Origin of the sequence: Pseudovibrio exalbescens DSM 16456, from assembly GCF_000422785.1 — a bacterium.
Taxonomy (GTDB): Bacteria; Pseudomonadota; Alphaproteobacteria; order Rhizobiales; family Stappiaceae; genus Pseudovibrio; species Pseudovibrio exalbescens.
This window is the reverse complement of sequence record NZ_AUGS01000005.1, coordinates 139314-155881: the sequence shown is the minus strand read 5'-3', so window position 1 is coordinate 155881 and position 16568 is coordinate 139314. Positions and strand designations below refer to the sequence as shown.

Below are 16568 nucleotides of genomic sequence, written 5' to 3'. Positions count from 1 at the left end.
ACCACTTTTCTTCCCCTTAACACCCTACTAAATCGCCTGTGTCAAACTAAGAGTTCGATTTTCCCAAACTTGCCAAGTCGCTCTACGGATCGTAAAAGAACATGTCAGGTTTCTGATTGCCTCTTGAAACAAGGAGCAATCACCCTTCCCGCCTAAGGGTTTTCGCGGAAAATCGCGTCATTCTGGGCGAAAGGGAAAACACCGTCTCCAGATACCGCGAATCCGGGGAGCCCCGTATGCCGCTTAGTTAGCATGAAGGCCTCTCCCGCGAAGCGGTTTTATGGAAACGAATATGGAATGAGTACGCTTTGCAGACATCCGGTCTGCAAAAACATGTAGATAACACTCCGAGATCCTCGGGATCGATTTTCGGGCACTCTCCTGAAAATCAAGACGCGAGATCAAAGGAATACCCTTATTGCCGGGCACATGACAGTGGCTCGGCCCCTGCATTCAAGGCAGGGCCCACAGAATTCGAGGTCACGCGGTTTGAACAAGATGCGCGCCAATTTGAAAACACTGACTACAGATACCGGGGCACCCTGTGCGTTGCCCAGTGGTCTGTTGAGTGCAGCGCGTCGCCGCCCCTCCCCTTCAGTTTTTAACAACGACACAATAGCGACCCCCGGAACAATCAAGAGGCTCGAGCGCCGGCTGCGCCGACCATCCTGGTGGGTCGTGGAGAACTGCATTCATGGCAAACAAGATGCTGATAGACGCGACCCACCCGGAAGAGACCCGGGTGACGGTCGTACGCGGGAATCGGGTTGAAGAATTCGACTTTGAAGCGGCAAACAGAAAGCAATTACGCGGCAATATTTATTTAGCCAAGGTTACACGAGTAGAACCATCTCTTCAGGCGGCATTCGTCGAATACGGAGGCAACAGACACGGGTTTCTCGCGTTTAGTGAAATCCACCCGGATTACTATCAGCTGCCAAAGGCAGATCGCGAAGCACTGGAACGCCAGCTCGCAGAAGAAGCGGCCGCCCATCAGCGCGATCGTGAACGCCGCGAACAGGAAGAAGCCAAGCGCGCGGCAGCCCGGCGCAGTGAAGATGATGACACCGTAATCTCTGAAGACATCGACGAAGACGATGAAAATTCGGAGGACGACGATCTTTCCAGTCTGGACGCTCCTGTCGACGAAGACGGCTTTGAAGAAATCACCCCGGGTGATGACGAAGACGATGAAAACTCTGACAACTCCGATGAAGAGTCATCTTCGGAGGCAGTAACCGCGCGCAAATCCGGCAACCACGAGGAAGATGACACCGACGGGAATGCTGACGCTTCTGAGGAAATGTCAGAGGATGACGCATCCGACGACAACGATTCAGATGACGACGAGGACAGCGACGACGCCGCCGATGACGATGAAGAAGAGGCATCGGCAAGCGACGATCAGGACAACCAGTCCGGTCGCCGTCGCCGGGGTCGTGGTTCACGCCGCAGACCACGCCGCAAGCGCAACAACAACGACGAAAACGAAAACCGCGCAACCTCCGATTCCGAGGATGTTTCGGACACGGGCGGTGATGACGACGATTTCGAAGGCGTTCCGGAACGCGCGCGCCGTCTGCGTGACAAATACAAAATTCAGGAAGTAATCAAGCGCCGCCAGCTCTTGCTGGTACAGGTGGTCAAGGAAGAGCGCGGCAACAAGGGCGCAGCTCTGACAACCTATCTGTCTCTGGCGGGTCGCTATTCCGTTCTGATGCCGAACACCGACCGTGGTGGCGGGATTTCGCGCAAGATCACCAAGCCAACGGATCGCAAGCGCCTCAAGGAGATCGCTCATGATCTGGGCGTGCCGGAAGGTATGGGCGTTATTTTGCGCACCGCTGGTGCAAGCCGCACGAAAGCGGAAATTCGGCGGGATTTCGAGTACCTGATGCGCCTGTGGGAGAATGTTCGCGAACTGACGTTGACGACCACTGCCCCCAACCTCGTTTATGAGGAAGGCAGCCTCATCAAGCGCTCCATTCGCGACCTTTACAACAAGGACATCGATCAGGTTCTTGTGTCTGGCGATGACGCCTATCGTGAAGCCAAAAACTTCATGCGGATGCTGATGCCCAGCCACTCCAAAAACGTGCAGCCCTACCGGGATCCGGTACCGATCTTCAACCGGTTCGGCGTGGAAGCACAGCTGGATGCCATGTTCTCGCCGGAAGTCACGCTCAAGTCCGGTGGCTACATCGTCATCAACCAGACAGAAGCGCTGGTATCCATTGATGTGAACTCGGGCAAGGCAACCCGCGAGCAGAACATCGAAGACACGGCACTTGCCACCAACATGGAAGCGGCAGAAGAAATCGCACGGCAGTTGCGTCTGCGCGATCTGGCCGGTCTTGTTGTGATTGACTTCATCGATATGGAAGAAGGCCGCAACAACCGTGCTGTCGAGCGCAAGCTCAAGGAATGCCTGAAGGCAGACCGCGCGCGCATTCAGGTTGGTCGCATTTCCCATTTCGGGCTTCTGGAAATGTCTCGTCAGAGACTGCGCACCGGCGTGCTGGAAAGCTCCAGCGTGGTGTGCCCGCATTGCCGCGGGTCGGGCATTGTGCGCTCGGTTGAATCTTTGTCCTTGCACATACTGCGTTCTGTTGAAGAACAACTGATGCGCAATGCAAGTCACGACCTGATTGTTCGCACGCCATCCGAAGTGGCACTTTATGTGCTCAATCAGAAACGAGATCACCTGATTGCCTACGAACAACGGTTCGGAGCGCGGGTCATCATTCAGGCCGACGACACCATTGATGGCGAGCATTTCTCCATTGATCGGGGTGAGCCAGTCAGCCTGACACCCCGTTTGCAGGCTTTGCCTGTATCCGCTCAGCCGGATTCAATGCCGTCAGTTGACGAATTTGAAGAAGAAGACGTTGTAGAAGCCGAAGTGGATGAAGTTGAGGCGAGCGAGGATGACACCGACCAAGCCGAGGAGAAATCCGGCCGTCGCCGCCGTCGTCGCCGTCGCCGTCGCAACCGTGACGACGAGCAAGACACCGTAGCCGCCTCGCAGGACAACGGCGATACTGACACCGATGCCTCCGAAAACGGAGAAGCAGACGGTGATGAGTCCGCAGATGCGGAAGCGCAGGAAACCAGTAGCGACGACAAGTCCGAGCAGGAAGATGATCGCCGCCGTCGCCGTCGTCGGGGACGCCGAGGAGGCCGTCGCAGCCGTCGAAACAATCGCCGTGAACAAGGTGATGATGAGGCAGTAGCTGCGAGCGCCGACGCGCAGGATGAAAACGCCTCAGGCGCCAACGATGCAAACGTTGAAGCTGAAGCCACAACAGCTGAGGCTGATCAGCAGGCCAGCACCGATCCGAACCTGTCTGCCACGCAAGCAGGCGAGACTGACGGTGAAACCTCAAAGGTGGATGCCAGACCAGACTCGGACGAGGCAAAAAGCGACGATATCGCGGCGGACGCCGAAGCAGACCATGGACAAGAAGCCCAGGTTGCTCACTCAACTGCGCTCGATCGCCCGGCGCCTGTTCAGATCATAGAGATCAAGGAACCGGAAGTTCATCTGCCGGCGACCACTGAACAACCAGTGGCAACCGAAACAGCAAAGGCGGCAGATGCCGATCAGGTAGAGGCTGGCCCTGTTTCCGCTGAGGACAACCCTGTATCTTCGCAGGAACCGCTGGCTGTAGAACCAGCAGCTGCGACAGAAAGCAACGATCAAGCGGGATCACAGACTGACAAGCCCGAACCGGTAGCACAAGCGTCTCAAGCTGCCGATGAGGACCAGAGCATCGCTGCTGCCACACCGGGCACCGATACCACAGGTGATGTGGACGAGGATGTAACCTCAAAAGAAGCCTCATCGCCGGAGCCGGCAGGCAACGGAGCAATTGAGCCCAAAGCTGATGAAGACACCACAAAGGAGGAAGCCAAAACGCCTTCCGAGCCTGTCGTCACCAGCGAAACGGTCAAGGCCGATCAGAGCATTGAGGTCAACAACGATGCGCCCCGCCGCACCGGTTGGTGGCAACGTCGATCTTTCTTCTGATCTCAACAAAATATAGCATACAAAAAGGGCGGCCTTGGAGCCGCCCTTTCCATTTTCAGATGAGTTGTAGTGTCATCGAGCCACCGTGCAGACCGTAGTAGGCGAGCAACACTTGAGATCTTCAATCGCCGGATGGGTGCTTAGCTGCAGCTGCTCCACCCCTTGAGGCGTTCCATCGCATCCTGAACGTCTTGTGTCGGACCAGCGAAGGAAAACCGAATATATCCCGCCCCGTGCACCGGATCGAAGTCCGCTCCGGGCGTTGCAGCAATACCGGTTTCCTCCAACATCCGCCTGCAATAATCCAGACTGTCGTTGGTGAATTTGCGCACCCCCACATAGGCGTAGAAGGCACCGTCAACAGGCAATACCTCATCAAATCCAGCGGCCGCTAATCCGTCCAACAAAACCCGCCGATTTTCCGCATACACCTGTTTGATCGCCTCCAGCCCATCTCGTGCATCGAACGCCGCCATGGCGGCCACCTGGGACAACTGCGGCGCGGAAATGTAGAGACTCTGACCAATACGTTCTGCGGGCCGGACCAACTCCTCGGGCAGGATCATCCAGCCGATACGCCATCCGGTCATGCAGTAATACTTGGAGAAGCTGTTGACGATAATCGCTTTTTGCGAGTACTTCAGCGCCGTTTCTTCCGGTAGGCCGTAAGATAGGCCGTGATAAATCTCGTCTGAGATAAACCAGACCCCCTCCTCCTCGCAATAGCACGCCAAAGCCTCCAAGGCTTCCGGGGTCATCATCGTGCCTGTCGGGTTCGCCGGGCTGGCCACCAACACGCCTTTGATAGGACCGTCTGCCCGTGCTGCATCAAGGTGGGCCGGTGTTAGAGCCCAGCGAGTATCAGCGCCAACGGCAATCTCCACGGGCACCAACCCTAGCGCCTTCAAGATGTTGCGGTATGCTGGATACCCCGGAGCCGTCAAGACAACGCGATCCCCCGGATCAAATCCCGCTAGAAACGCAAGATTGAATCCGGCAGACGAGCCTGTCGTCACCATCACCCTGCTCTCTGGCACAGTGACCCCATACTGCGTTTCATAGTGGGCAACGATCGCTTGCCGCAGCGCAAGCATTCCCCGCGCCTCGGTGTAACCCAGCTTGCCACTCGCCAGCACTTCTTCCGCCGCCAACCGCACCTTGTCGGGAACAGGCATGCCCGGCTGCCCCAACTCCATGTGCAGAACACGCGTCCCCTCAGCTTCCTTGCGGTTGGCCGCACTCATCACGTCCATGGCAATGAAGGGGTCGACTTCACTTCGTTTTGACGGTTTAAAAATTGCCAAGTTCCACATCCTCTGTATTCTTGGAGCCCGCTACGATATCACGGGGTGATTGCCCAATTCCCGCCGCCGTGGAAGGGTAAGGCATCGGGTATTCGGGAAACACGAGATTCATTGCCCCAGTTCTGCTGCGCTACGTCGAAAGGCATGATTTTGCTGAAACGATTCTTTTCGAACCTTAACCGCTCGGGGTCACGCAACGCTACCGTTACGTCGCTGGCGCGCAAAATCACGGCCTGCGCGACAGCTCTTGCCGTGGTCATGCCAACGCTGCTCGCCGGTCCGGCGCACGCGCAAAACCGCAAGTTGCCGCTGGTTCGCGACGCTGAAGCCGAGAACCTCTTGCGTGAATATGCCAAGCCTATTTTCCGGGCAGCGGGCCTGCCGCAAGGCCAGGTTGACATCATTCTGGTCAACGACAAGACGTTCAATGCGTTTGTGCCTGACTCCCGGCGCATGTTCATCAACATCGGTGTTCTGATGCAGGCAGAAACCCCCAGCGAAGTCATTGGCGTAATCGCACACGAGACAGGGCACATTGCGGGCAACCATCTGGTTCGCATGCGCCAGGCGGCGGCCAATGCCCAAATCATCTCCGTAATTGGAATGATTCTCGGCGCTGGCGCCGCTGCAGCTGGAGCCTCCACAGGAAATTCAAGCATTGCTGGCGGGGGCGCAGCTGCTGCCATGGGCAGCGGCTCCATTGGCCAGCGCAGCTTTCTTGCATATCGCCGCTCAGAAGAATCTGCAGCCGATCAGGCCGCGCTGCGGTATCTTGAACGCACCAAGCAATCCGCACGCGGCATGCTGACAACATTCGAACGCATGGCGGACCAGACCCTCTTTTCCGCGCGCTACGCTGACCCTTATGCGGTGAGCCACCCCATGCCCCGGCAACGCTTCAACGCGCTCAAGGAAAAAGCGGTCAAAAGCAAATACTATGACAAGCCGGAGGACTCGCGCCTGCAGTTCAAGCACGACATGGTGCGTGCAAAACTTCTGGCCTTTACCAGCCATCGCAACACGGTATACCGCCAGTATCCGCGCTCGGACAAATCGCTGCCCGCCCAGTATGCCCGCGCAGTGGCCTCCATGAAGTCCGATAGTCTGCGCAAGTCCATTCCGGCTATTGATGCACTCATCAGCCAAATGCCGCAGAACCCGTATTTCCACGAGTTGAAGGGGCAAGCCTTGCTGGAAGGCGGTGAGCCGGGACAGGCCATTGCCCCGTTCCGCAAGGCACTGTCCCTGTTTCCCGGCAATCCTCAGTTCGAGATCTGGTTGGGCTTTGCCATGGTTGCATCAGAGAACAAGCAATACCTGCCGCAAGCACGGCAGCTTTTGACAGCTGCCTTGCAAAAAGATCCGTTCTCGGCCCTTGGGTACCGTCAGTTGGCCATTGCCCACGCCCGTCTAGGGGATCCAGCCATGGCCGACCTTGCAACGGCGAAGGGGCTTATGCAGCGCGGTGATGTACGCGCCGCACAACGCTATGCCGCCCGCGCTCAAAAACAATTGAAAACCGGTTCACCATCCTGGCAACAGGCTGACGATATCCTGTCGTATAACGTAGACAGAGATCTTCGATAGTCCGTTCGAGGAATCGGTAAAACATCGACGCCCGTCGCCCTAGCGACGAGAGCACAGGAGAAAGTATGCTGAAATCCATTTGCAAGGCCTTCGCTATTGCTGCCACGGCCCTCGTGACATTGACCGGCGCTTCCCACGCGCAAGACGCCGTAGAAAACCGGGCAGACGTCGAAAAGATCATTCGCGAATACCTTCTTGAAAACCCCGAGGTCATTACCGAGGCGTTGACCGAATTGGAAAAGCGCCGTGTTGCTGAAGAAGAAGCCGCCAAGAAAGAAGCTCTTGCGTCCCTGTCTGACATCATCTTCAACTCTGAAAATCAGGTTGAGCTCGGCAACCCGGACGGCGATGTGACGCTGGTTGAGTTTTTCGACTATAACTGCGGCTACTGCCGTAAAGCCATGGGCGACATGTTCCGCCTCATCGAGGAAGATCCCAACCTGCGCGTTGTGCTCAAGGAGTTCCCTGTTCTGGGTCAGCCATCCATGGAAGCTGCTCAGGTGGCAATTGCCGTTAACGCGGTAGCCCCCGAAAAGTACGAGGACTTTCATGCAGGCCTGCTGTCACAAAGCTCACGCGCCAACGCGCAAAGTGCCCTGGATGTAGCCACGGGCCTTGGCATTGATGAAGAAGCGGTCAAAGCTCAGATGGATTCCGGCGTAGTTCAAGCAACCTTTCAGGAAGTATTTGAGATCGCCAGCCAGTTGGGCTTGAACGGCACCCCCTCCTACATCATCGGCGATGAGGTGGTTGTTGGCGCCGTTGGATACGACACCTTGAAAGAAAAAATCGCCTCCGCCCGGAACTAGGGGGAACCCGTAAGCGTTTTTTCCGCAAGTTTTCGCGAGAAATAAAGCTTTAAGACAGGATCGGACGGACAAAACTCTTTTCCTCCGTCCGATCAACTTCTATAAAACCCCTTGAAATCAAGGTTGACCTAAAAGGGGAATTGCGCCGATTCATCTTCCACGCTTGGAAGACGACTCTGGTCCCGGCAGACCGAACAGGATGCCCCAAGAAAGACTTAGTTTTTCCGCATATCCCTACCCCATTGTCTACCTTGGCGATTCATGACCAGCACAAGCCAGCGCGACAGGCTTTGTGCACGATGATTTATCGGTGTATCTGGCGCGGCCCCACTCTCATGGGACGGGCGCAATGCCAGATAGGGCAGCACACGTGGGTCTTATGAGCTGGCACTGGCCTCAACCTGACTCTGTTGCCTGATGAGGAAGGGCACGCCGCCTTCGAACGACAAGTATTTAAAAAGTCCATGGCTTAACGCAGAGCTGGACGTCACGAACTGGACGAAGAAAACGATGACGAAAGAAACAAAGTTTGACCAGGATCTGATCCGTCAGTTGGCAACACTTCTGGATGAGACCAACCTGACCGAGATCGAGCTGGAACAAAAGGATCTGCGCGTACGCGTAGCTCGTCAGGTAACCGTGGAAGCCCACAGCGTGGCCCATGCCGCCCCGGCCGCCGTTGCCGCACCAGCAGCGCCGAAGGAAACCGCCGTTTCTGCAGATCCGGCCAATCATCCGGGCGCGGTAACCTCACCCATGGTCGGTACAGCCTATATGGCCCCCGAGCCAGGCGCACGCCCATTTGTTGAAATTGGCTCCACCGTCAGCGAAGGCGAAACGATCCTTATCGTGGAAGCGATGAAGACCATGAACCAGATCCCGGCAACAAAATCGGGTAAGGTAACTTCCATTCTTGTTGAAGATGGCCAGCCGGTCGAATTCGGCGAACCACTGGTGATCATTGAATAACGGGCGAAGCGTAATGTTCTCAAAGATTCTCATCGCAAACCGCGGCGAGATCGCACTTCGTATCCTGCGCGCCTGTAAAGAGCTCGGCATCAAGACTGTTGCCGTTCACTCCACAGCCGACCAGGATGCCATGCATGTGCGACTGGCTGACGAGAGTGTTTGCATTGGCCCTCCGGTGGCCCGCGACAGTTACCTCAACATCCCGGCGATTCTGGCCGCCTGTGAAATCACTGGCGCCGACGCAGTGCATCCGGGCTATGGCTTTCTCTCGGAAAACGCCCGCTTCGCTGAGATTCTGGAAGCGCACGGCATCACCTTCATTGGCCCTACGTCTGAACACATCCGCATCATGGGCGACAAGATTCAGGCCAAGACCACGGCCAAGGATCTGGGCATTCCCGTTGTACCCGGCTCTGACGGTGGTATCACCGCCGATGACGATGTGCACGCTCTTGCCCGCCAGATCGGTTACCCCGTTTTGGTGAAAGCCGCTGCTGGTGGTGGCGGACGCGGCATGAAGGTGGCCCAGACCGAAGCCGAGCTGGAAACTGCCATTTCTACGGCCCGCTCCGAGGCAAAGGCAGCCTTCGGAGACGACGCGCTCTACATGGAAAAGTACCTTGGCAAGCCACGGCACATCGAAGTGCAGGTGCTGGGGGACGGCTATGGCAATGCCATCCATCTGGGCGAACGTGATTGCTCCTTGCAACGCCGTCATCAGAAGGTGTTCGAGGAATGCCCCTCACCTGCTCTCAATGATGCACAGCGGCAGGAAATCGGCGAAATCTGCGCCGCTGCCATGCGAAAGTTGAAGTACCGCGGTGCTGGCACAATCGAGTTCCTCTATGAAAACGGCGAGTTCTTCTTCATTGAAATGAACACCCGTCTTCAGGTGGAGCACCCTGTCACGGAAATGGTCACCGGCATCGATTTGGTCATCGAACAGATTCGGATCGCCTCCGGCGCAACCTTGTCCATAACGCAGGAAGACGTGCGTTTTCAGGGCCACGCCATCGAGTGCCGCATCAACGCGGAAAACCCGCGCACGTTTGCGCCATCTCCGGGCACCATTACCTATTACCACCCACCGGGTGGCTTGGGTGTGCGCGTGGATTCCGGTGTTTATCAGGGCTACAAGATCCCGCCGCATTATGACAGTCTGATCGGCAAGCTCATTGTCCATGGCCGTAGCCGTGTGGAATGCATGATGCGTTTGCGCCGCTGTCTCGGCGAGTTTGTGGTCGATGGCATTCAGTCAACAGTGCCATTGTTCTCTGAATTGATCGACAATCAGGACATCGCCAACGGCGCCTACGACATCCATTGGCTTGAAAAGTTCCTGAAAGAAGGCAAATAGTTCTTAACCAGAACTGTTTGGCGAGGGACTATGGCCGCACGGCACGACCATGTGCATCTTGAAATCACACCGCAGGTTTTGCTCAAAGCTTATGCCTGCGGTGTTTTCCCTATGGCTGAATCCGCAGATGACCCGGACCTGTTCTGGGTTGAGCCGGAACATCGCGGAATAATCCCACTCTCCAATTTCCATATCCCCAAACGATTGCGCCGAACCGTCAGGTCCGACCGCTACACTGTTGTCGCCTCCCAAGACTTTCAAGGGGTGATTGACGGGTGCGCGCGTCCCGGACCTGGACGAAAGCGCACGTGGATCAACTCCGAAATTCGAAGGCTGTATGGTGAGTTGTTCAAGATGGGCTACTGCCACACGATCGAAGTTTATGACGGCGACGAGTTGATCGGCGGGCTCTACGGCGTGTGCCTGGCAAGCGTGTTTTTTGGGGAAAGCATGTTCTCTACGAAACGCGACGCCTCCAAGGTGGCACTGGTTCATCTTGTGGCGCGGATGAAGGCAGGCGGTTTTTCACTTCTGGACACGCAGTTCGTTACCGATCACCTGGAGCAGTTCGGAGCTGAGGAAATTCCCCGCGGACTCTACAACGAGCTGTTGGATGCTGCCCTTCAGGAACCAGCGGCCTTTTTCGCAGTCCCGCCGCAACTCAGCGGCGCTCAGGCACTGGAACTTGCTGAACAGCCCTATTAACCGCGGCCCTAATCCCATGAAAAAGCCGGGTCAGCGCCCGGCTTCTTTTAGGTCTAACGATAGGGATGCACCGGCGGCAGCGGTATCTCTCCAGTGCTTTCGAAATCATCTCCGGCCAAAGGATCATATTCCGGTGCATCTGCCACAGGCGGTCCGGAGTACCCTTCGGGCGGCGGTACATCGGAATACTTCTTGCAGTCCACCAACCAGATATCATAGACGCCATGCTCAACCGCATGCACACCTGGGTTTGCTGCAAACATCCAGCCGGTAAAAATGCGCTGTACTTCGTTGTTCAGCGTCACTTCGTCCACTTCAATAAAAGCGGTGGTTTTGGCCGCTTCCGTCGGCGGGCGCGTATAGCACACCCGCGGTGTAACTTGCAGCGCGCCAAACTGAACCGTCTCGCCGATATAGACGTCGAAGTCGATAATGCGGCCGGTGATCTTGTCCAGACCATTGAACACGGCTATCGGATTTTCGATCCTGGAGGCACGCGCATCCTCTGGCAAAGCCAATGCTCCCACACTCATGCTTGTGAGAGCCACTAGGGCTATTGAACTCAAACGGCGGCGCAAAACTTTCAACGTCATTCTATCCTGATCCGGGAAACTCGTGATTCACCAGTGATATCGCCTTTAGGCTGTAGCAAACCAATAGCCGCGCGAAAAGGTCGGAATTTGGCGAACCAAGGGCAATTGTAAAACTGGAAGGTTTATTCCCAGTTCATGTGGTACAACCGAACCACTTGAGCGTGCCTTCGCACAACTTTTTGCCATGCCCAGCCACGGGTATCGTGACCTCTCTTCTATCCCTTAGATTTAAGGGGCAACTTTGTAAGCCTTTTACAACTTTACCCCAAGAATCTGATGGTAACTGTGACACAGGAGCCACTCATGACGAAAGGCATCGGGATCCGGGCTTGGGTTATCCTTGCAAGTTTCTTCATACTCATCATTCATGGGCTGCCGGGTTTGCCTCAAGCACAAAGCCAACCCCTTGCATCTGCAGAGAATAACGCTGACTTTGCCCCGCCAAGTGCCTATATCCGGGCATTTGATGCAAATGAAATGCTCACCGAATATCCTTTGGCACCTGCCGACACCAGTTCACCGCGTGCCTCTCTTGAAAGCTTCATCAGTTTGATGAGTGAAGCCAATCGCCTCGTTCTCGAAGCCTATGAAGCCAACCGCAAACTGCTCGATCTTGGAGAGGAGAGCGCTCTTACCGATTCCCAGATCGAGCAGCGCATTGATCTGGCGCGTGTACTTTTCGACCGCGCTCAGGAGATCTTCGATTTTTCCGGCCTTCCAACCGCCACCCGAGAGGAAACAGCGCTCGAAAACATCATGCTGATGAAGGAGATTCTGGACCGGATTCCCCTGCCCCTTCCTGAAACAATCCCCGGCAATCCTGCCGGCAGCTACACCTATGATGCACCCGACCTGCCTGACCGGTGGACGCTTCCTCAAACGCGTATAACGCTGCAGAAAGATGAGAACAGCGGCTACCTGTTCACGCCGGAAACTGTCGCCAACATCCCCAACTACTACGAGCAGATCAAGGACTTTCCCTCCCATCAAGGGGCCACCCAGGATCTGTTCCAATTCTATACATCCAGCCCCGGAGACCTCCTGCCTCCGCCATGGTATGTCTGGATTGAAAACGCTGATCCATGGTTGATGGAGGTGTATGAGGGGCAAACCGTTTGGCAATGGATCGCGCTGATCGGGCTGGCTGTTCTTTTGACTGCGGCTTTCCTTGGATTGCGGCATTGGCACGTCCGCCGGCCTGTTCCACTCCATGCCGCGCGGCGCAAGCTGTTCCACCTCACGCTTCCCGTCGCAGCACTCCTCGCGCTACAACTTCTGCAATACCTAGCCGTGGAGGAGATCAATATCACGAGCCATGTGGTCATTGGTCTCAACCTTGTCATTGAAGCCGTTAGTTGGGCGCTTCTGGCGATCATAGTCTACCTGATCATAGACTTTGTCGCCGCGACCATTCTCTCGCAAGATCGCTATCGCGAAACGCTGGACGCAAGCATCTTGCGGACGGGGTTCCGGATCCTCGGCATCACCGCTGTGCTGTGCCTTTTGGGATACGGCGCAACCCGGCTCGGCATCCCCTTGTTCGGTGTCATTGCAGGTTTGGGCGTTGGCGGCCTTGCTATTGCCCTCGCCGCTCAGCCGACACTGGAAAACCTCATAGGCGGCATCATCTTGTACGCAGACCGCATGGTCCGTGTTGGCGAGTTCTGTCAGTTTGGAGAGTTCGTCGGCACGGTGGAAAGCATCGGCATTCGCTCAACGCGCGTTCGCGCCCTCGACCGCACGCTTGTCACGGTTGCCAATGCAGATCTCGCGAAAATGCGCATTGTAAACTACACCCGCCGGGATCGAACGTATCTGCGCCGCTTCTTCGGTTTGCGTTATGAGACCACACCCGATCAGCTACGCACAATCCTTATGGATATTCGCGCCTACATCACCAACCATCCGGACGTGATGGACGACACCGTGCGTGTTCGTTTTCTAGGATACAACGGCACAGCGTTGGAAATCGAAGTCGCGGCGGATATTCTCAAATCTGCTTATGAAGATTTTCTCGCTGTACAGGAAGATATCTTCTTTGCCATCTATGACATCATCCAGAAGAACGGGTCCGGCTTCGCGCTTCCATCAACAACGGCCTATTTCGCAAAGGATAAAGGCCTCGCGGAGGAGCGCCAAAAAGCGGCTGAGCACAAAGCCGAAGACCTGCGCGGCGCCCATGAACTCCCTTATCCCAGTTATGCCAAAACCAGTTGCACTGACAATTCAGCTCCCTCCGCGCCCGAAACGACCGAAGAAGCCTACAAGGACGGCAAAACGGCTGCAGCAAGATAACCCTGCTTGAATACGAAAAGGCGCTGGAGAGATCTCCAGCGCCCGCAATTTTCGTCATGCACGCAGTAAAGCTTTAACCGAGAGCTGCCAGACGTGCCAATGCTTCAGAGGTTTTTGCCTTGCGTTCGGTTAGTTCAACCACACGCTCTTTTTCGCCAGCAACAACCTCAGCCGGAGCCTTTTCGACGAACTTCGGGTTTTCAAGCTTCTTGGTGATCTTTGTCAGATCTCCATCAATCTTGCCGAGTTCCTTCTCAAGACGAGCCTTTTCCGCATCCAGATCAATCACACCCGCTAGCGGCAGGCACACGGTTGCCTCACCAACGACAATCTGCGCCGACCCCTTCGGGGTTTCATCTGCAATTGAAACACTTTCGGCACGTGCGTTCTTGATGATCGCCGCTTCGTGGATGTGCAGGCGGTTCTGGGTCAACTGCGAAGCACCTGCAATCACCACCGGCACTTTCGCTCCAGCCGGAACGTTCATTTCAGACCGAACACTGCGAACCTGCATGATCAGATCAATCAGCCAGTTGACCTCAGCAGCTGCTTCATCGTCTTCCCCGACGGGCTGAGACCAACGGGACAAGGCCAGCAGATTGTCGCGCTTGGCGCCTTCAATCTCCACGGTACGGGCCCATAGCTCTTCAGTGATGAACGGCATGAACGGATGCAGCATCTTCAGGATTTCATCCCGCACCCATGCAGCGGTTGCCCGTGTTTCCGCCTTGGCGTCTTCATCGTCGCCATTAAAGGTCGGCTTGGCCAGTTCCAGATACCAGTCACAGAACGTATTCCAGACAAAGCGATAGGCTGCGGCAGCCGCATCATTGAAGCGGTAGGTGTCAATCGCTTCGGTTACAGCCCGGATGGCACGGCTGGTTTCCGTGACAATCCAGCGGTTCAACGTCATCTTGACGAGAGCAGGATCGAAAGTCGCAGACCGCTTGCATTCATTCATCTCGGCAAAGCGGCAAGCGTTCCAAAGCTTGGTTGCGAAGTTGCGATAACCGCCGACACGGCTTGTAGACAACTTGATGTCCCGGCCCTGTGCGGCCATGGCAGCCAAGGTGAACCGCAGTGCATCCGCGCCATACTCGTCCATCAAGGCCAAGGGATCGATCACATTGCCCTTGGACTTGGACATCTTTTGCCCTTTTTCGTCGCGGACGAGAGCATGGATATAAACCGTGTCAAAAGGCTCTGTGTTCATGTAGTGGTTGCCCATCATCATCATCCGGGCAACCCAGAAGAAGATGATGTCGAAACCCGTTACCAGAACAGAAGTTGGATAGTACCGAGCCAGCTCCTGTGTCTTGTCCGGCCACCCCAGCGTGGAGAACGGCCACAAGGCAGAAGAGAACCAAGTATCCAGAACATCCTCATCGCGGTAAAGCGCAACAACTGCGTCATCGCCCGCTTCGTGAGCCTGCAAAGCCTCATTGATTTCCATAAGCTTTACTGGCTTGCCATAGAAACTTTCGGCAGCCTTGAGCGCTTCTTCCTCGGACTTCTCGACGAAAACCTTGCCCTCTGGGCCATACCACGCCGGAATCCGGTGTCCCCACCACAACTGACGGGAGATACACCAGGGCTGGATGTTTTCCATCCACTCGTAGTAGGTCTTGTCCCAGTTGGCCGGAACGAACTTGGTGCGCCCTTCACGTACAGAGGCAATGGCTGGCTGCGCCAGTGTTTTCGCATCAACGTACCACTGATCTGTCAGCATTGGCTCAATCGGCACACCGCCTCGGTCGCCATGAGGAACCATGTGGGCATGCTCGACAATCTCGTCCAGCAGGCCATTAGCCTCCAGCATCTCGACAATGCGCTTGCGGGCCGCAAACCGTTCCATGCCGTGAAGCGTTTCGATGGTCTCGGTCAGCTCATCAGAAGCCTCAACGCCGGACAAGAAGTCCTCGTTGTCAGCCAGCTCCATGTTGGCCTCACGATCCATGACGGAAATCATCGCCAAGGAATGGCGCTTGCCGATGTCAAAGTCATTGAAATCGTGCGCCGGTGTCACCTTCATGGCGCCCGTGCCGGTCTCAACCTCGACATAGTCATCCGGGATGATCGGGATACGGCGACCAACCAGCGGCAAAAGGACATCCTTGCCCTGAAGATCCTTGAACCGTTCATCATCGGGGTGAACGATCACAGCCGTATCACCCAGCATGGTTTCCGGGCGCGTAGTCGCAATCACGATGTAATCGCGCGTTTCGAATTCTGTCGGCTTGCCTTCCTCATCAAACGCAATGGGATACTGATAGGTGACGCCATCAGCCAGCGGGTAGCGGAAGTGCCACATGCTGCCCTGCGTTTCCTTTTGCTCCACTTCAAGGTCGGAAATGGCTGTCAAAAGTTTTGGATCCCAGTTCACAAGGCGTTTGTCCTTGTAAATCAGACCTTCCTTGTAAAGCGAGACAAACACTTCCAGAACAGCTTTGGACAAGCCTTCATCCATGGTGAACCGCTGACGCGACCAATCACAGGACGCACCGAGGCGTTTCAGCTGATTGAAGATCATCCCGCCGGATTCATCTTTCCACTGCCAGACGCGTTCAATGAAACCTTCGCGTCCAAGATCGCGGCGAGAAGGCTCGCCATTGGCAGCCAATTGGCGCTCTACAACCATTTGGGTTGCAATACCGGCATGGTCCATGCCCGGTTGCCACAAGACATCCCGGCCACGCATGCGCTGATAGCGCACCATGATATCCTGAAGGGTGTTGTTCAACGCATGGCCCATATGAAGCGAGCCCGTCACGTTCGGTGGCGGAATCACGATGGAATAGGTTGCAGCACCATCGTCTGCCCCTGCTCCAGCCTTGAAAGCGCCTGCTGTTTCCCAGGCCTCGTAAATCCGCGGCTCAACCGACGCCGCCTCATATGTCTTGTCCAGCATACTTCTTTTCT

11 protein-coding genes are annotated in these 16568 nt (G+C 55.9%); 7 read left to right on the top strand and 4 right to left on the bottom strand.

All coding sequences use genetic code 11. The features are described 5' to 3' along the window. Positions 1 to 694 precede the first annotated feature (694 nt). The gene (locus G512_RS0105655; protein ID WP_028480864.1) at positions 695 to 4030 is read left to right on the top strand and encodes an Rne/Rng family ribonuclease; all 3336 of its coding nucleotides are present in this window, start codon (positions 695 to 697) and stop codon (positions 4028 to 4030) included. Positions 4031 to 4170: 140 nt separating this feature from the next. On the opposite strand, the gene G512_RS0105650 is transcribed toward G512_RS0105655, so the two are convergent. Together G512_RS0105650 and G512_RS22755 are read right to left on the bottom strand one after the other, a co-directional pair. Continuing rightward, positions 4171 to 5343, bottom strand: a complete 1173-nt coding sequence (locus tag G512_RS0105650; protein WP_028480863.1) for a pyridoxal phosphate-dependent aminotransferase — start codon at positions 5341 to 5343, stop codon at positions 4171 to 4173. Positions 5344 to 5372: 29 nt separating this feature from the next. Then, entirely contained in the window at positions 5373 to 5594 is a 222-nt protein-coding gene (locus G512_RS22755; protein ID WP_208974953.1) for a hypothetical protein, read from the bottom strand. Between G512_RS22755 and G512_RS20170 the strand changes: the two genes are divergently transcribed. The 5 genes from G512_RS20170 (at position 5593) to aat (ending at position 10761) form a co-directional block, all read left to right on the top strand. Next, positions 5593 to 6921: a M48 family metalloprotease gene (locus G512_RS20170; RefSeq protein WP_051269038.1), complete on the top strand. Its 1329-nt coding sequence runs from the start codon at positions 5593 to 5595 to the stop codon at positions 6919 to 6921. The two genes, G512_RS22755 and G512_RS20170, sit on opposite strands and share 2 nt — an antisense overlap. Positions 6922 to 6986: 65 nt before the next feature. After that, a complete protein-coding gene (locus tag G512_RS0105640; protein ID WP_028480862.1) occupies positions 6987 to 7730 on the top strand; it encodes a DsbA family protein in 744 nt (247 codons plus the stop codon). Between the two features lie 510 nt (positions 7731 to 8240). Beyond that, a complete protein-coding gene (gene accB / locus G512_RS0105635) occupies positions 8241 to 8699 on the top strand; it encodes an acetyl-CoA carboxylase biotin carboxyl carrier protein (RefSeq protein WP_028480861.1) in 459 nt (152 codons plus the stop codon). A gap of 13 nt (positions 8700 to 8712) precedes the next feature. After that, complete coding sequence (gene accC, locus G512_RS0105630; protein WP_028480860.1) at positions 8713 to 10056, top strand: acetyl-CoA carboxylase biotin carboxylase subunit; 1344 nt, start codon at positions 8713 to 8715, stop codon at positions 10054 to 10056. A gap of 30 nt (positions 10057 to 10086) precedes the next feature. After that, positions 10087 to 10761, top strand: a complete 675-nt coding sequence (gene aat, locus G512_RS0105625) for a leucyl/phenylalanyl-tRNA--protein transferase (RefSeq protein WP_028480859.1) — start codon at positions 10087 to 10089, stop codon at positions 10759 to 10761. Between the two features lie 53 nt (positions 10762 to 10814). On the opposite strand, the gene G512_RS0105620 is transcribed toward aat, so the two are convergent. Continuing rightward, a complete protein-coding gene (locus G512_RS0105620) occupies positions 10815 to 11354 on the bottom strand; it encodes a DUF2155 domain-containing protein (protein ID WP_036488673.1) in 540 nt (179 codons plus the stop codon). 303 nt (positions 11355 to 11657) lie between these two features. Here G512_RS0105620 and G512_RS20165 point away from each other — a divergent pair, with 303 nt between their 5' ends. Then, positions 11658 to 13649, top strand: coding sequence for a mechanosensitive ion channel family protein (locus G512_RS20165; RefSeq protein WP_051268996.1), 1992 nt, complete (start codon positions 11658 to 11660; stop codon positions 13647 to 13649). A gap of 73 nt (positions 13650 to 13722) precedes the next feature. Here G512_RS20165 and G512_RS0105610 read toward each other — a convergent pair whose 3' ends face one another. After that, positions 13723 to 16557, bottom strand: coding sequence for a valine--tRNA ligase (locus G512_RS0105610; protein ID WP_028480857.1), 2835 nt, complete (start codon positions 16555 to 16557; stop codon positions 13723 to 13725). Between the last annotated feature and the right edge of the window lie 11 nt (positions 16558 to 16568).